This is a genomic window from Streptomyces sp. NBC_01017 (genome assembly GCF_045162795.1).
In the GTDB taxonomy this organism is placed as follows: domain Bacteria; phylum Actinomycetota; class Actinomycetes; order Streptomycetales; family Streptomycetaceae; genus Streptomyces; species Streptomyces machairae.
In genome coordinates this window covers 1,719,330-1,739,222 of record NZ_CP108683.1, presented here as the reverse complement: position 1 = coordinate 1,739,222, position 19,893 = coordinate 1,719,330, and the positions used below count along the sequence as shown (strand labels likewise).

Sequence of the window (19,893 nt, the reverse complement as noted above, 5' to 3'; positions counted from 1 at the left end):
GGGTACGCCGGGCACGGACGGCACGATGCGGTGGAGGAAGCCGGCGAGGCCGCACCGCTCGCAGCGCCGTGCGCGCGAGAGCAGCGGACAGCAGGCGGCCCGCCGCGGACACCGGCCATCGCCGCCCGGACCGGACCGGACGTGACCGGCCCGCGGCGGCACGTGCCGAGAAGGTCCAGCTCAGCCGTGACGTGACCTGGACCTCCGGCAGCGTCCTCCCTACTCGTCCCATGCCTCGATGATGATCTGCCGCGAGATCCTGCCGTCGCGCAGCGTGATCATCGACTCGGACATGACGCGCACACCGTCCGCGTACTCACAGGACTCGCTGTAGGCAGCGCGGTCGCCCTGGATCACGCAGCCTTCCAGCTTGTGCGTCATGTCGCGGCTGTAGACATCGGTGAGCATGTCGGCGATCTCGTTGTGGCCGTGCAGCACCTTCGGGTGGCTGGGCTGGGCGTTGCGGTTCACGACGCGTATCTCCGCGTCGTCCGTGTACAGCGACAGAAGCGAATCCGGGCTCTGTCCTTCCACGGCCCGGCGCAGTGTCTCGGTGTCGAAAGACGGGCGTGCAGCGGTGCCCATGGTGACCTCCTCCGAGGCCCGCGGCAGGACGAGGAGCGGCCGCGAGGGCCTCACCTTTGAGAGTCCTCCGCCCCGCCGGACTCGGCAAGCCCAGGCGAACCGACGCGCCCGCCCCGGCCTGTCCGCGCACCGGAACCGCCGTCCAGGAAGTGGAATCCGGGCCGCGGGTGCATGAGGAAATCATGGTGGGAGATGTTCCACGCGTACGCCCCCGCCAGCGCGAACGCCACCCGGTCCCCGGCCCGCAGCCCCGGTGCCGGGACCCGGCGGGCCAGGACGTCCTTCGGGGTGCACAGCTGTCCGGCCAGCGTGATCCTCCCCCGGACTTCGTCCGAGGGGACCCCCGTCCCGCTTCGCTCGTCCTCGGCGGCCGGCCGTGGCCATGGGTGCGGCCATGCGTCCACCGGCAGGACGGAGCACGGCTGGTCGTGCCCCTTGGTCGCCGGCGTCCGCAGATGGTGGGTGCCGCCCCGGACGACGGCGAACTCCTCGCCGTGACTGCGCTTCACGTCCAGCACCTCGGTGGCGTACCAGCCGCAGTACGCCGTGAGCGCCCGGCCCGGCTCGATGCGCAGGGTCAGCTCCGGGTGCCGTTCGCTCAGCCGGGCGAGCCCGGTGCCGTACGTCTCCCAGTCGAAGCGCCGCTCCGGGGCGGCGTAGTCGACGTGCATGCCGCCGCCGACGTTCACTTCGGCGAGCCGGACGCCGAGCCCTGTCGCCCACGCGACGACGGACTCGGCCACCGCCACCTGCTCCGGGGCTTCGAGCCCGCTGGCCAGGTGGGCGTGCACGCCGCGCAGTTCGAGCTGCGGATACGTGCCGTCCGTCAGCGCGCCGATCACCGCTTCGGCTCGCTCGGGATCCATGCCGAACGGGGTCGGCCGGCCGCCCATGGCCAGGGAGCTGCCGGCCAACGCCCCGTCGGCCACCGGCAGGTTGACGCGCGGCAGCACCGCGACCCGCCGCCCGGGCGTCACACGTCGCGCCAACTCGGCCAGCATGCGCAGCTCGTGCGCGCTCTCGACATGGAAGCGCTCGACTCCCGTCGCCAGCGCGGCCGTCACCTCGTCCGGCGTCTTGCCGGGACCGCCGAAGGCGAGCGGACGACCCGGCACCGCCTTGGCGACATGGGCGAGTTCGCCGCCCGAGGAGACCTCGTAGCCGTCGACGGACGGACCGAGCGCGGCCAGAATCTCCGGCTCGGGGTTGGCCTTCGCGGCGTAGTACAGCTCGACCCGCTCGGGCAACGCGGCGCGCACGGCGGCGGCGTGGGTGCGCAGGGCCGTCATGTCGTAGACGTACGCGGGCAGTTCGGTGGACGGCAGGGACAGGATGCGGTCGTGGACCGCGGGCGTGGGCTCGGTCATCGGGCAGCGCTCCCGGTCGTGTCCCGCAGGATGTCCTCGGCGAGCGGCGACGGCAGCCGGACGTAGCCCGCCTCCCGGTCGGCCTTGCGCTCCCAGCGGGTGAGGAGATTGGCCTTGGCGGGCAGCGGCACCCCGGCGAGCAGGGCCGACAGCCGGGGCGGGCAGCCGAACCGGTCGGTGTACGACCGGAGCGTGTCGCGCACCCGGCCCCACAGCGCGGCCTCCGCCTGCGGGTGCAGGTCGGCGAGCGCGGCCAGCAGCTCGGCGATGTGGTTGACCAGCAGGCAGTACACGACCCGGTCCCAGCCGCGCTGCGCGTCGTAGGTCAGGGGCCCCGCGACCTCGGGCGGCAGCGCGGCGAGGGTGTCCTCGTGGTGGTCGGGGACCAGCTTGGTGCCCTCCAGGTCGCGGAAGAGGACCTGGGCGGGCCGGCCTTCGCCGTCGACGCAGATCAGGACGTTCTGGAGGTGGGGTTCCAGGACCAGCCCGTGGTCGAAGTAGGCGGCCAGGACGGGCGGCAGGAGAAGGTCCAGATACGTCGACCACCAGTCGAGGGCCGCCTGTTCGTCCGCCCCGGCGAGGAGGCGGGAGATGTGGGCGGGGCCGGTCGGGTACTCGTCCGCGACGGCGGCCGCCAGCAGGGGAGTGGTGCCCGGGGCGAGCCGTCGCGGCAGGCCCTCGCGGACGATGACGCCGAAGCCCTCGAACAGTGCGCGGTCCGGTGTGCCGTCGGGACCGGGGAGGGCGAGCGTGCGATAGGCGGGCTCGCGCAGGACGGCGTTGCCGGGGAAGCGCTCGGCCAGGTCGGCCAGCGCCGGTGCCAGGACCCGGGTGAGGGCGACGGCGCCGGACAGCTCGTAACTGCTGTTCTTGCGCAGGCAGTTGGTGATCCGCACATTCAGGCTGAACTTGAGGAACGTCTCCCCGTCGTACAGCGTGCGCACCGACGCGGTGGCGGCGAACGGCCGTCCGCCCGGGCCCAGGTCGACGACGTCGCCGCGGTCGAGGGCGCCGCGCAGCAGCGGGTGGTCGCGGAGTGTCTCGTACTGCCAGGGGTGCGCGGGCAGCAGCCGGTAGCCGGCCGGCACGTCCCCGCGCTGCCGCTCCAGGGCGGCGACGGCCGCCGGGTCGGCGTGTTCCTCGGCGATCAGATCGGCGCGCACGGCGAGGTGCCGCAGCGGGAAGGAGGCCCCTGCCTCCGGGGCGTACGCGGACCAGGCGCGCGGGTCGCCCGTGCGGGCCTTCGGGGTGGGGTGGAAGCGGTGGCCGAAGAGGAGGGACTGCTCGGAGGCGAGGTAGGTGGAGAACCGGTCGTCGGTCGGATGGTGAGCCGCACGCGTGGCGGCGAGAGCCGTGTCGACGGCCCCGTGGCTGGAGGCGATCTGCTCCAGGAACTCCTCGTTGCGCACGCCCGTCCGCAGCGACAGCTCGTCGTGGGTGTACTCGGCGAGGCGCCGCCAGTCCACCTCGGCCCATGCGCCGTCCCGCTGCTCGCTCACCGGTCCGGTGAACCGGTGCGCCCCCAGCAACGAGGTGCGGCGCAGGGCGACGCGCAGCAGGACCCCGCGGCGCGGCAGCCGCAGCAGCAGGCGGCCGTCGGTGACGACGGACTGGTGCTCGGGGCCGGACACCTCGCGCAGCAGGCAGTTGAGGAGGGTGTGGGCCACGGCCGCGTCGGCGGTGGGCAGGCCGGTGCGGGCGAGGGGGGTACCGCCCCGCTCGTCGAGCGGCGTCGAGAGCTCGGGGGAGCTCCCGAGGGAGTCGGTCAGGGAGGGCATCAGTGGCTCCAGCGGGTGCGCAGGTGCAGTGTGGGGAGGAGAGCGGCCGTGACGGCGGCAGCGGCGCCGCCTATCAGCACGGGTGCGGTCGGCCCGTAGAGGGCGCTGCCGGCCGCCGCGGTCACGCCGGCGGCTACCGCGCCGGCCTTGGAGAAGAACTCCAGCGAACCGAACAGCTTGCCGGGCGCCCGCCCCTTGGCGCTGTCGGCGGCCAGCACCGACAGACAGACCAGGCCGAGCGTGAGGCCCGCGCCCAGCAGCAGCCGTACGGCGATCAGCGCGGTCAGTGAGCCGGCGATCCCGTGTCCGGCGAGCCCGAGCGCTATGCAGGTGAAGCCGAGCACGAGCCCGGCCCGTGGCCGGCTGCGGAAGGCGGCGTGCACCGCCAGCGCGGCCACCAGATAGCACAGGTGGGGCAGGGCGAAGAGGACGCCGGTCAGCGCCGGTGAGGTGCCGGGGAGCCGGTCGTGGACGAGTTCGATGAGGTAGGGGAAGGAGATGACGGTGGAGAACACGAAGGCGAACTCCAGGGCGAACAGGCCCTTGAGCGACCGCACCGCAGGCACCTCGGCGGATATGGGCTCCGGCTCCCGCCGGGGCTCCTCGGCCGGAGCCGGTTCGGGCAGCGCCGCGAGCAGCAGCGCGGCCGTCAGCGGCAGTACGGCGAGCAGGGCGTACTGCCGGTGCGGGGAAAGCCAGCCCGACAGCGAGCCGACCAGGATCGGCGCGGCGACCAGCGCGGCCCGTGCGCTGCCTTGCATCAGGGTGAGCGCCTTCGACAGGGCCGGGCCCTCCAGGGCAGCGCCCAGATAACCGTTGGACGCGGCGAACGTGCCGCCCAGGATCCCCTGGAGCACCAGCGCCACCGTGAACGTGGCCAGTGAGCCCGCCCAGCCCGCGAGCAGGAAGGACACCGCGAGTCCCAACTGGGCGCGCAGCAGCAGCCGTTTACGGCCGTAGCGGTCCGCGAGCCGCCCCCACAGCGGGGCGCCGAGCGCACCGAACACGGTCGGCACGACGTAGAGCACGCCCGCCCAGCGTGCATCCCGGTCGCCCAGCTCCGGCAGGATCTCGGTGAGATACGGCGGCAGCCCCAGCGCGGCGAACGACGCCACGAAGTAGCAGCCCGCCACCGCGTGCACCTGCCCACGCCCGAACCCCGACCGCGGCATCCGCAGAGCTTGGGCGCTCATGCCGAACCCCCGTCCCGCAGCAGGTAGTTGGGTCCCGTCGTGTAGTGCTTGTTGATGTCGGCCGCGCCCGACCGTTCCTTGGACAGCAGCGTCCCGGCGGACACCATCGCCTTCACCGGCAGCTCGGCGGCCTCCAGCACACGGGCGCGCAGGACGTCGGCCGCGTCGCCGCCGAGCCGGTCGACGGCCTGAGCCAGCCGGTCACGCAGGAGATCCAGCAGCGCACGGCGGTACCGGGGCAGCCCGAACGCGTACGCACCGGCACACAGATGCACGCTGATCGTGGCGAACAGGTCGGCGACCGGCCCGTCGTCCCTACCGAGAATCCGCGCGTCGTCGAACCCCCACGGCCCCGGCAGCACGGCGCCCAGCCGTTCGGTGTTGATGCGCGGCCCGTCGTTGTCCTTGAACAACAGCCGCAGGCTGCCCGGCCGCAGGACCAGCGAGACGTTCTGCTGGTGCGACTCCAGGGCGATGCCATGGCCGAAAAGCGTGCTCTGCCAGTCGAACAGCAGGGTGAGGGCCGCGTCCAGCAGGGCCGGCGGGTCGCCGCCGTAGAACCGGTCGGCGAGACCGTCGATCACCGGCCGTCCGTCGGGGGCCCGGGCGAGGAGCGCCGCCATCGGCACCACCACGGCGTCGTCGAGGCCGGCCGGATGGCGGCGGCACAGGACGGCGAGCAGCTCGTGCCCGGCATGCGCGTACGTCGTCTCGTCGGCGTGCAGGATGGTGTCCCGGAACCGTGGCTCACGGTCGATCACAGCCTCCAGCAACCGCTGCCCCGCCGCGCCGTCGACGAGCGTGCCGGGCTTGATGGTCCGCTTGTTGCGCAACCCCAACGTCGCCGTGGCGAGGGGGAGTTTGAGATGTACGGAGGGATCGGTCACCGTGGCGACCGTCCTCATGGACAACGTCGGTACGACGTCCAGGTGAGCCCGGTCGGCGAGCACCGTGCCGTCCGGGAGTCCGGCGGCGCGCACGGCGTCGACGGTCAGCGGATGGACCGGCAGCACCACATGCGTGCCCAGAACCTCGGGCAGTCCAAGGTTCGCGGGACTCGGCCAGAACTCCGGCAGCGCACCCGCCAGAGTGACCGCGTCCCGGGGCACGGCAACCCAGCGCAGCGCGAAGCGCGGAAGGAACTCCGGGGCGTACGCCCGCAGTTGCTCCTCGTCGAGCCCTGAGCGGCCCCGTGCCGTCGGGTAGACGGGATGGTCGTGACGGGCGGCGAGGGCGTCGAACACCAGGCTGCCGCCGAGGCCCGTCCCACGCCGAAGGCTGTCCCCGAGGCCATCCATGACCTCCGCCCGCGTCACGGCGTGCAAACGCATCGTGGCCAGCGTCTGACGGCACTCCTCGGCGAACGCGTCGAAGCCGCCCCGGTCCTCCGGTTCGGCGAGCGCCCGCAGCGCGCCGAGCACGGTGTCGTACGAAGCCAGCTCGGCGCCGTCCGATTCGCGCAGCAGTAGCGGCAGCCGGGCGGCGTACACGCACTGGTAGCCGTCCTCGGCCACCGGCAGCAGCAGCGCACCGCCGTCCGGCGTCGCCAGGCGCATCCAGTCCCCGTCCGGCCGGTGCACGAGCGCGCCGCGCGTGCGCAGCCCGGCCACGTCCTCCCGCAGCAGCGCACTGAGCACCCGCGTCAGCAACTGCGCCTCGCAGGTGTCCGGAACGGTCGGCGCGGTCACGGCTGGATCTCCCAGCGCCGCTCGGCCAGGAATCCGGCCACCACCCGGTCCACGGCCGGCTGGTCGGTACCGGTGGCCCGCAGGACGCCGAGGTAGTCGCGGTTGGTGCGGTACAGCTCGTGCCGCTCACCCGCCGAGCGCTGCGGACGGTACGTCAGATGTACGCCGTCCACGTCGAGTTCAGTGGCCTCCGGGGCGGCGACGAGGGTGCCTTCGCGGTAGGCGCACGGGTACTCCAGGCGGGCCGCGCCGTCCCGGCGGGCGCCCAGGTCGGCCGGGAGCGGCTCGCCCAGGTGGGTGCGCAGGATGTGCTCGAAGAGCGGGATCTCCAGGAGCCGGGCGAGCAGCAGGTCGCACTGGTCGCCGATGGCACGGTAGTTGACCTCGATGATCCGCGCCCGCCCCTCGTGCACCACGAACTCGGTGTGACACACGCCGAACCCGACGCCCAACGCGTCCAGTTGCTCCAGAACCTGCGCGACGACCGGCTCGGGGTGGGCGGGGACGAAGGTGAGGCGTTCCTCGATGAAGTACGGAGGCGGCGACAGCTCGGTGTGGAAGCCGCCCAGGACATGACGGACCCGCCCGTCGCCGAGGGTCTCCAGGGTGAACAGGTCGCCGGGCAGGTACTCCTCGACGACCAGGACGGTGCCGGGACGGCGCTCCAGGATCGCCTTGGAGTGTGTCACCAGCTCCTCCGGGCCGTGCACGAGGACGACGTCCTCGCTGGCCACGCCCTCGCGCGGCTTGACGACACACGGGTACGGCGTGTCGCCGGGTGCGACCGGTTCGGTCAGCTCGGCAGAGCGGACGGTGTCCACGCCGGCCGCGGCGAGGCGGCGGCGCATCTCGGCCTTGTCCTTGCTGCGCAGGGTGGCCCGCCAGTCCTTGCCGGGGAGGCCGAAGTAGGCGGCGGCCAGGGCAGCCTGGGTCTGGAGGTGGTCGCTGTTGGTGAAGACGGCGTCGGGCCTGTGATGGGTCGAGACACGGGTGATCACGGCCCGGAAGTCACGGACGTCGCACTCCAGGATCTCGATGTCCGGGTAGGCGCGGCGGTGGGAGTCGGGCTGGTCGGTGAGGATGGTGACGTCCAGGCCAAGCCGGGCCGCGGCAGGCAGAAAGCCCTCGGTGACGGAGTCGGTGGGATTGAGAGCGAGCAGGTACAGGCGCATGCCGGATGCACAACTTCCGCTAGCAGGTGGGGGGTTGAGGGGCGGGCCGGGCGCCGGTCGGGTACGGCCCGCCCCGAGAGGTCAGCGGCAGTCACTTCGCCGGGAGCTCCACTCCGGTGGCCTTCGCGACGTCCTTCAGCATCTCCTCGGCGGCCTGGACGCCGATGCCGGACATCCAGGTCTCGTCCGGGACCTCGAAGACCTTGCCGTCCTTCACGGCCGGGAGGTCCTTCCACACCGGGTTGGAGACGACCTGCTTCTTCTGCGTCCTGTCCTCGGCGTCGGCGGCGGTGACGAAGATCAGGTCCGCGTCGGCCTGGTCGATCTCCTCCGGGCTGACGTCCTTCATCGTGACCTCGGGGTCGTCGGAGACCTGGGACTCGGGCCGCCGGAAGCCGATGTCGTTCAGCACGACGCCGCTGTAGGAGTTGGACTGGTACAGGCGGGTCGGGCCGGCGATGAAGCGGACCACGGACGCGGTCGGCATGGTGCCGCCGTCCTTCTTCCTGATGGCTGCACCGAGCGCCTTGGCCTGCGTCTCGTACTCCTCGAGCTTGGCCGCGGCCTCCTTCTCCAGGCCCAGCGCCTCGGCGTGGACCTTCAGGTTCTCCTTCCAGACACCGCCGGTGGTCTCGGTGAACACGGTCGGGGCGATGGTGCCGAGCTTGTCGTACACCTTCTCGTGCCGGACCTTGGAGGACAGGATCAGGTCGGGCCTGAGGGAGGCGATCTTCTCCAGGTTCGGCTCCAGGAGCGGGCCGACGTCGACGGTGTCCTTCAACTCGCCGTTCAGGTACGTCGGGAAGCCGCCCGACGTCTTGAAGTGCGGGGCGACCGCGCCCACCGGGTCGATGCCGAGCAGGGTGACGTCGTCCAGCTCGCCGGTGTCGAGCACGACGACCCGCTTCGGCTGGGAGGGGATCTTCACGTCGCCCATGACGGTCTTGAGAGTGCGCGGGAAGGCAGAGCTGTCGTTGGCTGCCTTGGCGGTGTCGCTCTCGGCGGCGGAGTCCGAGCCGCCGCAGGCGGCGAGCACGGCCGTGCCGAGCACGACGGCGAGCAGCGCGGCCAAGAGCCGGCCGATTCCGCGCAGGGGGTATCGCTTGAGCATGGGGGTCCTTCTGTGAGAGGGGAGTGATCAGGCGGTGGCGGCGGCATGCCGCACCGCGCTGCTCTTGGGGACGACCAGCGGGGTACCGGTCTCCGGGTCGGGGATGACCCGGCAGTCGACGTCGAACACGGACCTGACCAGCTCCGCGTCGAGTACGTCGGCCGGGGCGCCGGCGGCGGCGAGGCGGCCGTCCTTGAGGACCACCATGTGGTCCGCGTAACGGGCGGCCTGTCCGAGATCGTGCAGCACCATCACCACGGTGCGGCCCGCCTCGGCGTGCAGGGCGGCGACCAGGTCGAGGACGTCGAGCTGGTGCCGCAGATCGAGGAAGGCGGTCGGCTCGTCGAGCAGCAGCAGCTCGGTGTCCTGCGCCAACGCCAGCGCGATCCAGGCGCGTTGGCGCTGACCGCCGGACAGCTGGTCGACGGGTTGCTCGCGCAGGGCAGTGGTGCCGGTGCGCTCCAGAGCCTCGTCCACCGCCTTCTGGTCGGCGGCCGACCAGGGGCTCAGCAGCCGCTGGTGCGGATACCGGCCCAGGCGCACCAGCGCCTCGACGGTGATCGCCTCCGGCGTGACCGGCTGCTGCGGGAGCAGACCCATGCGCAGGGCCAGCGCCCGGGCGGACATCCGGTGGATGTCGGCGCCGTCGAGGGTGACCATGCCGGCGGCCGGCGCGAGCAGTCGGCTCAGCCCCCGCAACAGGGTGGACTTTCCACAGGCGTTGGGGCCGACGATCGCCGTGACGGCCCCACCGGGCAGCGTCAGGTCGAGGCCGCCCACCACGAGGCGGTCGCCGTAGCGCAGGTCGAGGCCCTGGGTGGTGAGCTGGTTGGGGGTGGTCATGTGCGGCTCCTGAGGACCGGTGGGGGTTCTGGGTGTGCGCCGGTCATCCGTGGCTCGTGGGGACGGGCGTGCTCTGGCGCGGCATCAGTGCGAGCAGCTGCTGCGGTGCGCCGAGCGTTGGGGTGACGGGGCCGCCGGGTCGTGTCAGGTCGAGGCCGCCGCCCACGAGGCGGTTGCCGTAGCGCCCGCCTCGTGGGCCGCCAAGTACGCCGGTCATCCCTGGCTCCTGCGGACGGGCGTGCTCTGACGCAGCATCAGCACCAGCAGCCAGGGCGCGCCGAGCGTGGCGGTGACCGCGCCCACCGGCAGTCCCTCGATCGGCAGGAGGTGCTGTACCACCAGGTCGGAGGCGAGCAGCAGGACCGCCCCGGTGAGCCCGGCCAGCGCCAGGGAGGCGGTGGTCGGCGGGCCGGTGACGAACCGCACGATGTGCGGGACGGCGAGGGCCACGAACGTCACGGGACCGGCGAGCGCGGCGGCCAGCGAGGCCAACGCGACGGCGATGAAGAGGAGTTGGAGGCGAGCCCGGGACGTGTCGAGGCCGAGCGAGCCGGCCGAGTCGTCCCCGAGGTCGAGCACGGCCAGCCGCCGGTGCGTGACCAGTGCGGCGGCGAGCGCGACCACCATGGCGCCGCCCGCGCCCCACACCTCCGTCCAGGTCCGCCCGTACACCGAACCGGTGGTCCACTGCAGCGCCGACCCGGCGAGCTCGGCGGGGAAGCGCACGATCATCAGGTTCACGGCTGCCGCGAGACCCGCCTGCACGGCGAGCCCGGTCAGCACGAGCCGGGTGACGGCGAGTCCCGAGCCCCAGGCGAACACCCCGAGCAGCAGGGCCGCGAGCAGCCCGCCGCCCAGCGCCCCGACGGGGATCAGGGTCTGCGAGGCCCCGGCCGCGATCAGCGCGACCGCGCCCAGCGAGGCCCCGCCGGTCACACCCATGACGTCGGGAGAGGCCAGCGGGTTGCGGAACAGCCGTTGCAGCACGCAGCCCGCCGCGCCGAGCCCGGCGCCGGCGACGATCGCCGCCACCGAACGGGGCGCCCGGAACTGCTGCACCACCAGCACGTCCCCGGGATCCCCGAGCCCGGCCAGCGCGCGCAGTGCCGTGCCCGCCGGCATCGGCATCTCACCCGTCGTCAGGGACACGGTGAGCAGCGCGAACAGCAGGGCCGGAGCACTCACCGCGAACAGCAGGACGCGGCGCCGGATCCGGGCACGGGACGTGGACTTCGTCCGTCCGGTGGACACGACCGCGGCGCTCATCGGGCCACCCTCCGGGCCAGCAGCGCCAGCAAGGGGGCGCCGAGGAACGCGGTCACGATGCCGACCTCCAACTCCGAGGGCCGGATCACCATCCGGCCGAGCACATCCGCCGTGAGCAGCAGCAGGGGACCCGCGATCAGACAGCCCGGGACCAGCAGCCGGTGATCGCCGCCCAGCAGGGGCCGTACGAGATGAGGCGCGGCCAGGCCGATGAAGGCGATCGGACCGGCCACCGCCACCGCCGACCCGGCGAGCAGAACGACCGCGATTCCGCCGGCCAGCCGGATCCGGGCCACCGGCACCCCGAGCGCCTGGGCCGAATCGTCGCCCAGGGCAAGGGCGTTGAGCGCGGGGGAGACGGCGAGCGCGACGACCAGGCCGAGCAGCAGAGTCGGCAGGACCGGCCACAGGACGTCCAGGGAGCGCCCGGAGAGCGACCCGGCCAGCCAGAAACGGGCCTCGTCCAGCGTGCGCTGGTTCATCAGCATCACCGCCGACGTCCAGGACAGCAGCACGAGTTGGAGCACGGTGCCGCCGAGCGCCAGCCTTACGGGATCGATGTCCCCGGCCCGGCGGGCCGGCGCCTGGGCGAACAGGGCGGCCCCGGCGGCACCCGCGAACGCGAACCACACATACTGCGCGGGGCTGTTGAGCTTCAGCGCGAAGATGGCGACGACGACCGCGAAGCCGGCGCCCGCGTTGATGCCGAGCGTGGTCGGAGAGGCGAGCGGGTTGCGGGTGATGCCCTGGGCGACGGCCCCGGCCACCCCGAGGGCGGCACCGACCGCGAGCCCGATGACGGTCCGCGGCAGGCGCAGCCCGGTCACCACCAGGGCCTCGCGTCCGTGAACGTTCCCGAGCAGAGCGTCGGCCACCGTGCCCAGGGGCACCGAGCGGGCTCCGAGGGCGAGGCTGAGCGCGGTGCAGAGCGCCAGAGCGGCGAGGCCGGTGAGGAAGAGCGGTACGTGCCTGAGGGCACGGAAGGGCGCACCGATCGGTGCGCCCTGTTGGGTCGCAGTCACAAGCCGTGAGCTTAGGTTAGCCTTGCTTTAGACTTCAAATGCCGTGTGATCACTGTGGTGATCGCGATAGATGATCAGTCGTCGTGAGTCGACGATCAGCTGCCGTGAACCGCGGAGACCCCACCTGGCATTTTCCGCTTGATCACGAGTGTAAGGTAAGGCTTACCTATCCGGCTTTTGCTGAAACCCGCACAGGAGCACCGATGTCCGTGGCCCTGACGACCCCGCCGGCCGGCGCCGTCGCGCATACGCTCCGTGACGCCTATACGCGGCTGGTCGATCTCTGCGACGTGCTGTCCGTGCGGATCGCCGGGCCCGGGGGCGATCGGGACCGAGCGGGAGTGTCGGCGGCGGAGCTGGTGAAGGACGAGGCCGTGCTCGACGCCTTCGTCGCAGCGGAGGCCGGCCGAATTCACGATCGCCACGGGACAGTTCCGCGCCGAGACGTCGCCGCCTCGCGCGCCCTGCACGACTACGCGTGGACGGTCTCGCTCCTCATGAGCGGCGTCTGGTACCTGGAACGCCGCGTGCCGCGAATCCGGCCCGAGGACCTGCGCCTGGACCTCGACTCGGCCGAGTTCACCCTCACGCCGGGGAGCGACCTCGCCTGCCTGGCCGACGACCGGGCCGCCGCCATCCTGCCGGGGGTCCTGACGGTCCCTCATGAGGAGGCCCTGCGCGCCGAGTTGCGGGCGGTCGTCGCCGATCACATGGGGCCGCTCCTGGACGCGATAGGCCCCGTCACGCGCCGCCGCTCACGCGCCCTGTGGGGCATGGTCGCCGACGACCTGGTCTCGGGCGTCTGGTACCTCGGCCGCACGCTCGGCCGCGAGGACGACGCCGTCGAGGCGGCCACCCGGCTGCTGCCGACCGCCACGATCCCGTACCCCGAGGGCGCCGACTTCCGGCACCTGACGACCGACGACGGGCGCCGGCACCCGACGCGCACCCGCACCGGGTGCTGCATGTACTACACGATCCGACCGGACGAGGCGTGCGGCACCTGCCCCCGCACCTGTGACGCGGAGCGGCTGCGCAGACTCCAGGCCTGAGCCGTCCGGGCACGGTGGCGCACGGGCGTCGTCAGTCGGTACTCGGTTTGCCGCCCGGCTGTGGTCGGCCGGCTGTGGTCACTCGGCCGTCGCCAGGAACTGCGTCGCGGCCAGCTCCGCGTAGAGCGGGTCGGCCGCGACGAGTTCGCGATGCGTGCCCACCGCGCGCACCCGGCCCCCGTCCATCACGACGATCCGGTCGGCCATCGTCACCGTCGAGAGGCGATGCGCGACGACCAGAACCGTGGTCGTACGGGCCACATCGGCGACCGTGTCGCGCAACGCGGCCTCGTTCACCGCATCCAGCTGCGAGGTGGCCTCGTCCAGGAGCAGCAGGCGGGGGCGGCGCAGCAGGGCGCGGGCGATGGCGACACGCTGGCGTTCGCCGCCGGACAGCCTGGTGCCCCGGTGACCGACGAGCGTGTCGACGCCGCCGGGCAGCCGCGCGACCAGACCGTCGAGGCGGGTCGTCTTCAGTACGCGTGTGACGGCGTTGTCGTCCGCGTCGGGATTGCCGAGCAGCAGGTTGTCCCGCAGCGAACCCGACAGCACCGGGGCGTCCTGCTCCACATAGCCGATCGCCGACCGGAGTTGGGGCAGTTCCCAGTCCGCCAGGTCCCGCCCGTCGAGCGTGATGGTCCCGGCCTCGGGGTCGTAGAACCGCTCTATGAGGGAGAAGACGGTGGTCTTGCCCGCGCCCGACGGTCCGACGAAGGCGGTCATGCCCTGCGCGGGCACGGCGAACGTCACCCCGTGGTGGACGTACGGCAGATCGTCGGCGTACCGGAAGCGGACGTCCTCGAAGGCCAGCGCGGCGGGTTCGGCCCCGGCGGAGGGCAACGGGGCGGGCGCGGCAGCCGGTTCGGCGGGCAGTTGCAGTGCCTCCTGGATCCTGGCGAGCGCCGCCGCACCGGTCTGGTACTGCGTGATCGCGCCGACGACCTGCTGGATCGGCGACATCAGGTAGAAGACGTACAGCAGGAACGCGACCAGCGTGCCCACGTCGATCGCCCCGGTCGCCACGCGCGCCCCGCCCACCGCGAGCACCGTGATGAACGCTATCTGCATCGCGAGTCCGGCCGTGTTGCCCGCCGCTGCCGACCACTTGGCGGCCCGCACGCTCTGCCGCCACGACTCCTCGGCGGCCTCGTGCAGCGTCTGCTCCTCCCGGTGCTCGGCGCCGGACGCCTTCACCGTGCGCAGCGCGCCGAGGATCCGCTCCAGCGAGGCCCCCATCACCCCGACGGCGTCCTGCGCCTGTCGGCTGGCCCGGTTGATGCGCGGCACGATCACGCCGAGGATTGTTCCCGCGCCGAGGATCACAGCGAGGGTGACCAGCAGCAGCACCGGTTCCACCACACCCATCATCGCCACCGTCGCCACGAGGGTGAGCCCTCCGGTGCCGAGACCCACGAGCGAGTCGGTCGTGACCTCCCGCAGCAGCGTCGTGTCCGAGGTGATGCGGGCCATCAGATCGCCCGGCTCACTGCGGTCCACGGCGGTGATGCGCAGCCTCAGCAGATACGACGACAGGGTGCGCCGCGCACCCAGCACCACCGACTCGGCGGTGCGCTGCAGCACATACGAACCGAGCGCGCCCACCGCCGCGTTGGCCACGACCAGGCCGGACATGATCACCAACGCCCCGGTGATGGTGCGGTCGTGGGACAGATCGTCGATCAACCCCCGTGCCACCAGCGGCAGGAGCAGCCCCGTTGCCCCGGTGACCAGCGAGAGCACGGCACCCACCAGCAGGGTCCACCGGTGCGGGCGCACATAGCCAAGGAGCAGGCGCCAGGTGGGCGGGGTGGATTCGGTCGCGGCGATGCTCACGGGGCTCCTTGGGAGTCGTACGGAGCCTTCAGGCTACGTCGACGCCCTCCCGCGGAGCCTGCCAGTTTTGTGCCACCGCGAGCGCCAGGGCCGGTCGGGCAGGCTGACGTCCAGGACGTCCAGGACGTCCAGGACGTCCAGGACGTCTGGCGTCGCTGCCTCGGCTCCGACCGGCGCGGGGTAGTGCCGGGGATGAGGGGCAGGGGTGGGGCGCCCGGGCCGAGCGACTCCAAGATCTGGCGGCAGTCGCGGTCGGCACCGCCCTCGACCCGGTACTGCGCGCAACGGTCGGCCTCGACCTGGCCGTGCTCTACGCGGCCACCGTCCGGCCCTTCGACGAGGTCGGCCCGCGAACGGCCGTCCTGGCCGCCGACCACGCGGACGTCGTGCTCGTCGTGCTCGTCGTGCTCGTCGAGCCCGGACTGCCCGGCTTCTCCGCCCGGTACGTCGCCGAGCCCCTCGTCCACGTACCGCACCGGCTGCTGCCCCTGGGCGGCGGCGCCGACGGCCTGGACGAGGACGCCCTGGCCCGGGCGGTCCGGGACTTCCTCAGGTGACCGGGGCCCGGCCGGGCCGCTCCCGATCGGCGAGGGCCGCTCGGAGGCCGGCGGAGGGCGACCACCTGGCCGGATGACGTCTGTCGCACCCCCTTACCGATCAGTCACAACTAGGGTCGGCAGTGGACGAAGACCCGCCGAGGGAAGGGTGGAGCACCATGGCGCAGGAAGTACGCGGCGTGATCGCACCGGGCAAGGACGAGGCCGTGCGCGTGGAGACGATCGTCGTGCCGGACCCGGGGCCGGGAGAAGCCGTCGTACAGGTCCAGGCCTGCGGCGTCTGTCACACCGACCTGCACTACAAACAGGGCGGCATCAGTGACGACTTCCCCTTCCTGCTCGGCCACGAGGCGGCCGGCGTGGTGGAGTCGGTCGGCGAGGGCGTCACGGACGTCGCGCCCGGCGACTTCGTCGTCCTCAACTGGCGTGCGGTGTGCGGGCAGTGCCGGGCGTGTCTGCGCGGCCGGCCCTGGTACTGCTTCGCCACCCACAACGCGACACAGAAGATGACCCTCGCCTCGGACGGCCGGGAACTCTCCCCGGCGCTCGGCATCGGAGCCTTCGCCGAGAAGACCCTGGTCGCCTCGGGGCAGTGCACCAAGGTCGACCCGGCGGTCACCCCGCAGGTGGCCGGCCTGCTGGGCTGCGGTGTGATGGCCGGAATCGGCGCCGCGATCAACACCGGCAACGTCGGCCGGGGCGACACCGTCGCCGTGATCGGCTGCGGCGGCGTCGGGGACGCCGCGATCGCCGGGTCGAACCTGGCGGGCGCGGCGAAGATCATCGCCGTGGACATCGACGACCGCAAGCTCGACAAGGCCCGCACGATGGGCGCCACCCACACCGTCAACTCGCGCGAGACCGACCCGGTGGACGCGATCCGTGAGCTGACCGGCGGATTCGGCGCCGACGTCGTCATCGAGGCGGTCGGCCGCCCGGAGACGTACAAGCAGGCCTTCTATGCCCGCGACCTCGCCGGCACGGTCGTCCTCGTCGGCGTGCCCACCCCGGAGATGAAGCTGGAGCTGCCGCTGCTGGACGTCTTCGGACGCGGCGGCGCCCTGAAGTCGTCCTGGTACGGCGACTGCCTGCCGAGCCGGGACTTCCCGATGCTGATCGACCTGCATCTCCAGGGCCGGCTGCCCCTGGACGCGTTCGTCACCGAGACCATCCAACTCGACGAGGTGGAGAAGGCGTTCGAGCGGATGCACCACGGCGACGTCCTGCGCTCGGTGGTGATGCTCTGATGACCGCCCGCATCGAACGCCTCGTCACCTCAGGCCAGTTCAAGCTCGACGGCGGCACCTGGGACGTCGACAACAACGTCTGGCTCGTCGGCGACGACCACGAGGTGATCGTCATCGACGCCGCCCACGACGCCGACGCCATCGTCGAGGCCGTCGGCGACCGGCGCCTCACCGCGATCGTGTGCACCCACGCCCACAACGACCACATCGACGCCGCGCCCGCCCTCGCCGACCGCACCGGCGCCACGATCTGGCTCCACCCCGACGACCTGTCCCTGTGGAAGCAGACCCACCCGGACCGCGACCCCGACGCCCACCTTGTGGACGGGCAGATCATCGAGGGCCCGGGCGTCGACCTGACGGTCCTGCACACCCCGGGGCACGCGCCGGGCGCGGTGTGCCTGTACGACGCCGGACTGGGCGTCGTCTTCACCGGCGACACCCTCTTCCAGGGCGGCCCCGGCGCCACCGGCCGCTCCTACTCCCACTTCCCGACGATCATCGACTCGATCCGCACCCGCCTGCTCGCCCTCCCACCCGAGACCAAGGTCCTCACCGGCCACGGCGACGGGACCACCATCGGCGCGGAGGCACCCCAGCTTCAGGAGTGGATCGACCGCGGCCACTGACGCACTCGACGGGCGGCTGCGCCCGGCCGGGTGACCCGACGGCAAGAGCGGAGCAAGTCCAGCAAAAGACGACAGAAGATGTCCGGCTTACCCGGCACCCTCGAAGACGACATCGCTCGCAGAGGGTCGGGCGCACAGGGTCGGGAGGCCGGACATGGCACAGCCGTTGAAGGACAAGGTCGCACTCGTCGCAGGCGCGACACGGGGCGCCGGGCGCGGCATCGCCGTGGAGCTCGGGGCGGCCGGCGCCACCGTCTACGTGACCGGACGCAGCACGCGTGCCCGGCGCTCCGAGTACAACCGCCCCGAGACGATCGAGGACACCGCCGACCTCGTCACCGAAGCGGGCGGGCACGGCATCGCCGTACCCACCGATCACCTCGACCCCGCCCAGGTCCGCGTCCTCGTCGACCGCATCGCGGACGAACAGGGCCGCCTCGACGTCCTCGTCAACGACGTCTGGGGCGGCGAGAAACTCTTCGCCTGGGACAGCCCCGTCTGGGAGCACGACCTGGACAAGGGCCTCAGGCTGCTGCGGCTCGGGGTCGAGACACACGCGATCACCAGCCACCACGCCCTGCCCCTGCTCCTGCGCCACCCCGGCGGACTGGTCGTCGAGATGACCGACGGCACGGCCGAGTACAACGGCGGCAACTACCGGAACTCCTTCTTCTACGACCTCGCCAAGACATCCGTCCTGCGCATGGCGTTCTCCCTCGGCCATGAACTCGGACCGCGCGGCGCCACCGCCGTCGCGCTGACCCCGGGCTGGCTGCGCTCGGAGATGATGCTCGACGCGTTCGAGGTGCGCGAGGACAACTGGCGCGACGCCCTGGAACGCGTCCCGCACTTCGCCATCTCCGAGACCCCGCGCTACGTGGGCCGCGCCGTCGCCGCCCTCGCCGCCGACCCCGACGTGGCCCGCTGGAACGGAGATTCCCTCTCCAGCGGGCAGCTCGCGCCGGTCTACGGCTTCACGGACCTCGACGGCAGCCGCCCCGACGCCTGGCGGTACCTCGTGGAGGTCCAGGACGCGGGCAAACCGGCGGACACGACCGGCTACCGCTGAGGCGGCACCGGGTTCATGACCGGGAGCGGCCAGCGCGCCGAGTGGCCCGGCGGCAGGCCCAGATCGTCGCGTACGGCCGCGTAGTAGCCCTCGCGGCCTGCCCGCTGCCGCTCCAGCAGCTCCTGCCAGGCCGCACGGTCGTCCCGGCCCTCCCGCACGAACCGTTCCATCTCCATCGCCGCCACGACCCAGACCCGCGCCTTCTCCACCACCTCGCGGCTGCCCAGCATGAGCAGCGCCTCACCCGAAGGGTCCCGGCGGATGCTCGCCTCGGCCAGCAGCGGCTGGGCCTCTTCGAGACTCAGGGGGTCCGGGTACGGGTCGACGCCCGCCCGGGCGGCTACCCGGTACGTCACCGTGACCGTCTTCTTCACCGACTGCGCGTACTCGGCGTACACCGTGAGCCGCCGCTCCTCCCAACGTGCCGTCTGCTCCCGCCGGAACCTCATCCGGTCGCCCCGCACGACCGCCATGTACGAACCGAGCGCGCCGATCACGACGCCTATGAGCGCGGGGAGTTGCTGAATGAACACGGACATGGACGCACGCTATCTGCCCGGATGATCCTTCCGGCACCACGGTTCGGTCCATGACGGACACAACGCGCTTCGCAGGTCACGGAGTCCTGATCACCGGTGCGGCCCGCGGCATCGGCGCGGCGACCGCCCGCCGGTTCGCCGAGGAGGGGGCCCGCGTGCTCGTGACGGACGTGGACGGGCCCGAGGCCGAGCGGACCGCGGCGAAACTGCGGGGGCACGGACTCGCGGTGCAGGCGTCGGCATGCGATGTCGCCGACCTCGCGTCCGTCGAGGCGGCCGTCGCCCGCGCCGTCGATGCCTTCGGCTCGCTCGACGTCCTGGTCAACAGCGCGGCCTCCTGCTCACCCGACACCGCGCTCTTCGAGGACGGTCCGGACGAGGCGTGGGCCCGCGACCTCGACATCACCCTGACCGGTACCTACCGCTGCTGCCGTGCCGCCCTCCCGCAGCTGGCCGCCACCGGCCGCGGAGCCATCGTGAACATCGGCTCCGTCAACGGCATGCAGGACTTCGGCAACCACGCCTACAGCGCCGCCAAGGCCGGCCTCGGCTCCCTCACCCGCACCCTCGCCGGGCATGCCGCCGCGCGCGGAGTCCGCGTCAACCTGGTGACGCCGGGCACGGTGCGGACCTCGGCGTGGGAGGGGCGGGAGACGGAACTCGACGCGATCCGCCCGCTGTACCCGCTGGGCCGGGTCGGCGAGCCCGAGGACATCGCCGCCGCGGTCGCCTTCCTGGCGTCCCGCGACGCCGCCTGGATCACCGGCGCCGGCCTCACGGTCGACGGCGGCCTCACCTCGGTCAACACCGGTTTCCGGGCTGCGGTGCGGAGCCCTGGCGACGCCTGAAACTCCCCGCTCACCGAGTGAGCCAGACCACATAGGTCACATTCAGGCCTGGCGAAATTTCACCGTTCGGTCACAGCCCGGCGCGCGCCACAAC

General features: G+C 72.4%; 19 protein-coding genes. 6 read left to right on the top strand and 13 right to left on the bottom strand.

Annotated elements, in window-relative coordinates:
- Positions 1-219: 219 nt before the first annotated feature.
- The 11 genes from OG331_RS08245 to OG331_RS08195 form a co-directional block, all read right to left on the bottom strand.
- Positions 220-585, bottom strand: coding sequence for a nuclear transport factor 2 family protein (locus OG331_RS08245; protein WP_406193498.1), 366 nt, complete (start codon positions 583-585; stop codon positions 220-222).
- Positions 586-635: 50 nt separating this feature from the next.
- Positions 636-1,952 carry a type III PLP-dependent enzyme gene (locus OG331_RS08240; protein ID WP_406193495.1) on the bottom strand — a complete coding sequence of 439 codons (1,317 nt, stop codon included), beginning with the start codon at positions 1,950-1,952 and terminating at the stop codon, positions 636-638.
- Positions 1,949-3,730, bottom strand: coding sequence for an IucA/IucC family protein (locus tag OG331_RS08235; protein ID WP_406193492.1), 1,782 nt, complete (start codon positions 3,728-3,730; stop codon positions 1,949-1,951). The genes OG331_RS08240 and OG331_RS08235 overlap by 4 nt, the downstream gene beginning before the upstream one ends.
- A complete protein-coding gene (locus OG331_RS08230) occupies positions 3,730-4,923 on the bottom strand; it encodes an MFS transporter (protein ID WP_406193489.1) in 1,194 nt (397 codons plus the stop codon). Before OG331_RS08230 ends, OG331_RS08235 begins: the two co-directional genes overlap by 1 nt.
- Complete coding sequence (locus OG331_RS08225; RefSeq protein WP_406193486.1) at positions 4,920-6,611, bottom strand: IucA/IucC family protein; 1,692 nt, start codon at positions 6,609-6,611, stop codon at positions 4,920-4,922. Before OG331_RS08225 ends, OG331_RS08230 begins: the two co-directional genes overlap by 4 nt.
- Positions 6,608-7,783, bottom strand: a complete 1,176-nt coding sequence (locus OG331_RS08220) for an acetyl-CoA carboxylase biotin carboxylase subunit family protein (protein WP_406193483.1) — start codon at positions 7,781-7,783, stop codon at positions 6,608-6,610. The genes OG331_RS08225 and OG331_RS08220 overlap by 4 nt, the downstream gene beginning before the upstream one ends.
- Before the next feature lie 91 nt (positions 7,784-7,874).
- On the bottom strand, positions 7,875-8,894 hold the full coding sequence (locus OG331_RS08215) for an ABC transporter substrate-binding protein (protein WP_406193480.1): 1,020 nt from the start codon (positions 8,892-8,894) through the stop codon (positions 7,875-7,877).
- A gap of 27 nt (positions 8,895-8,921) precedes the next feature.
- Positions 8,922-9,737, bottom strand: coding sequence for an ABC transporter ATP-binding protein (locus OG331_RS08210; RefSeq protein WP_406193477.1), 816 nt, complete (start codon positions 9,735-9,737; stop codon positions 8,922-8,924).
- A 43-nt stretch (positions 9,738-9,780) separates the two neighbouring features.
- Positions 9,781-9,954 (bottom strand): hypothetical protein, encoded by a 174-nt coding sequence (locus OG331_RS08205; protein WP_406193474.1) that lies wholly within the window; start codon positions 9,952-9,954, stop codon positions 9,781-9,783.
- On the bottom strand, positions 9,951-11,003 hold the full coding sequence (locus OG331_RS08200; RefSeq protein ID WP_406193471.1) for a FecCD family ABC transporter permease: 1,053 nt from the start codon (positions 11,001-11,003) through the stop codon (positions 9,951-9,953). Before OG331_RS08200 ends, OG331_RS08205 begins: the two co-directional genes overlap by 4 nt.
- Complete coding sequence (locus OG331_RS08195; protein WP_406193468.1) at positions 11,000-12,025, bottom strand: FecCD family ABC transporter permease; 1,026 nt, start codon at positions 12,023-12,025, stop codon at positions 11,000-11,002. The genes OG331_RS08200 and OG331_RS08195 overlap by 4 nt, the downstream gene beginning before the upstream one ends.
- A gap of 203 nt (positions 12,026-12,228) precedes the next feature.
- On the opposite strand from OG331_RS08195, the gene OG331_RS08190 reads away from it, so the two are divergent.
- Positions 12,229-13,077 (top strand): (2Fe-2S)-binding protein, encoded by an 849-nt coding sequence (locus tag OG331_RS08190; RefSeq protein WP_406193465.1) that lies wholly within the window; start codon positions 12,229-12,231, stop codon positions 13,075-13,077.
- Positions 13,078-13,155: 78 nt separating this feature from the next.
- On the opposite strand, the gene OG331_RS08185 is transcribed toward OG331_RS08190, so the two are convergent.
- The gene (locus OG331_RS08185; RefSeq protein ID WP_406193462.1) at positions 13,156-14,910 is read right to left on the bottom strand and encodes an ABC transporter ATP-binding protein; all 1,755 of its coding nucleotides are present in this window, start codon (positions 14,908-14,910) and stop codon (positions 13,156-13,158) included.
- 305 nt (positions 14,911-15,215) lie between these two features.
- Here OG331_RS08185 and OG331_RS08180 point away from each other — a divergent pair, with 305 nt between their 5' ends.
- The 4 genes from OG331_RS08180 to OG331_RS08165 all read left to right on the top strand — a co-directional run bounded on the left by OG331_RS08180 (position 15,216) and on the right by OG331_RS08165 (position 18,412).
- The gene (locus OG331_RS08180) at positions 15,216-15,467 is read left to right on the top strand and encodes a hypothetical protein (protein WP_406193459.1); all 252 of its coding nucleotides are present in this window, start codon (positions 15,216-15,218) and stop codon (positions 15,465-15,467) included.
- Positions 15,468-15,625: 158 nt separating this feature from the next.
- On the top strand, positions 15,626-16,714 hold the full coding sequence (locus OG331_RS08175; RefSeq protein WP_406193456.1) for an S-(hydroxymethyl)mycothiol dehydrogenase: 1,089 nt from the start codon (positions 15,626-15,628) through the stop codon (positions 16,712-16,714).
- Entirely contained in the window at positions 16,714-17,343 is a 630-nt protein-coding gene (locus OG331_RS08170) for an MBL fold metallo-hydrolase (protein WP_406193453.1), read from the top strand. The genes OG331_RS08175 and OG331_RS08170 overlap by 1 nt, the downstream gene beginning before the upstream one ends.
- A gap of 154 nt (positions 17,344-17,497) precedes the next feature.
- The gene (locus tag OG331_RS08165) at positions 17,498-18,412 is read left to right on the top strand and encodes an SDR family oxidoreductase (protein ID WP_406193450.1); all 915 of its coding nucleotides are present in this window, start codon (positions 17,498-17,500) and stop codon (positions 18,410-18,412) included.
- On the opposite strand, the gene OG331_RS08160 is transcribed toward OG331_RS08165, so the two are convergent.
- Positions 18,403-18,951 (bottom strand): hypothetical protein, encoded by a 549-nt coding sequence (locus tag OG331_RS08160; RefSeq protein ID WP_406193447.1) that lies wholly within the window; start codon positions 18,949-18,951, stop codon positions 18,403-18,405. The two genes, OG331_RS08165 and OG331_RS08160, sit on opposite strands and share 10 nt — an antisense overlap.
- A 50-nt stretch (positions 18,952-19,001) precedes the next feature.
- Here OG331_RS08160 and OG331_RS08155 point away from each other — a divergent pair, with 50 nt between their 5' ends.
- Positions 19,002-19,799: an SDR family NAD(P)-dependent oxidoreductase gene (locus tag OG331_RS08155; RefSeq protein WP_406193444.1), complete on the top strand. Its 798-nt coding sequence runs from the start codon at positions 19,002-19,004 to the stop codon at positions 19,797-19,799.
- Positions 19,800-19,893: the final 94 nt, after the last annotated feature.

Excerpts from the sequence above, each read along its gene's own strand:
- OG331_RS08230 (WP_406193489.1), bottom strand. The coding sequence starts at position 4,923 with ATGAGCGCCCAAGCTCTGCGGATGCCGCGGTCGGGGTTCGGGCGTGGG.
- OG331_RS08210 (WP_406193477.1), bottom strand. The coding sequence starts at position 9,737 with ATGACCACCCCCAACCAGCTCACCACCCAGGGCCTCGACCTGCGCTAC.
- OG331_RS08205 (WP_406193474.1), bottom strand. The coding sequence starts at position 9,954 with ATGACCGGCGTACTTGGCGGCCCACGAGGCGGGCGCTACGGCAACCGC.
- OG331_RS08175 (WP_406193456.1), top strand. The coding sequence starts at position 15,626 with ATGGCGCAGGAAGTACGCGGCGTGATCGCACCGGGCAAGGACGAGGCC.
- OG331_RS08235 (WP_406193492.1), bottom strand. The coding sequence starts at position 3,730 with ATGCCCTCCCTGACCGACTCCCTCGGGAGCTCCCCCGAGCTCTCGACG.
- OG331_RS08220 (WP_406193483.1), bottom strand. The coding sequence starts at position 7,783 with ATGCGCCTGTACCTGCTCGCTCTCAATCCCACCGACTCCGTCACCGAG.
- OG331_RS08155 (WP_406193444.1), top strand. The coding sequence starts at position 19,002 with ATGACGGACACAACGCGCTTCGCAGGTCACGGAGTCCTGATCACCGGT.
- OG331_RS08240 (WP_406193495.1), bottom strand. The coding sequence starts at position 1,952 with ATGACCGAGCCCACGCCCGCGGTCCACGACCGCATCCTGTCCCTGCCG.
- OG331_RS08160 (WP_406193447.1), bottom strand. The coding sequence starts at position 18,951 with ATGTCCGTGTTCATTCAGCAACTCCCCGCGCTCATAGGCGTCGTGATC.
- OG331_RS08245 (WP_406193498.1), bottom strand. The coding sequence starts at position 585 with ATGGGCACCGCTGCACGCCCGTCTTTCGACACCGAGACACTGCGCCGG.
- OG331_RS08190 (WP_406193465.1), top strand. The coding sequence starts at position 12,229 with ATGTCCGTGGCCCTGACGACCCCGCCGGCCGGCGCCGTCGCGCATACG.
- OG331_RS08200 (WP_406193471.1), bottom strand. The coding sequence starts at position 11,003 with ATGAGCGCCGCGGTCGTGTCCACCGGACGGACGAAGTCCACGTCCCGT.
- OG331_RS08165 (WP_406193450.1), top strand. The coding sequence starts at position 17,498 with ATGGCACAGCCGTTGAAGGACAAGGTCGCACTCGTCGCAGGCGCGACA.
- OG331_RS08170 (WP_406193453.1), top strand. The coding sequence starts at position 16,714 with ATGACCGCCCGCATCGAACGCCTCGTCACCTCAGGCCAGTTCAAGCTC.
- OG331_RS08215 (WP_406193480.1), bottom strand. The coding sequence starts at position 8,894 with ATGCTCAAGCGATACCCCCTGCGCGGAATCGGCCGGCTCTTGGCCGCG.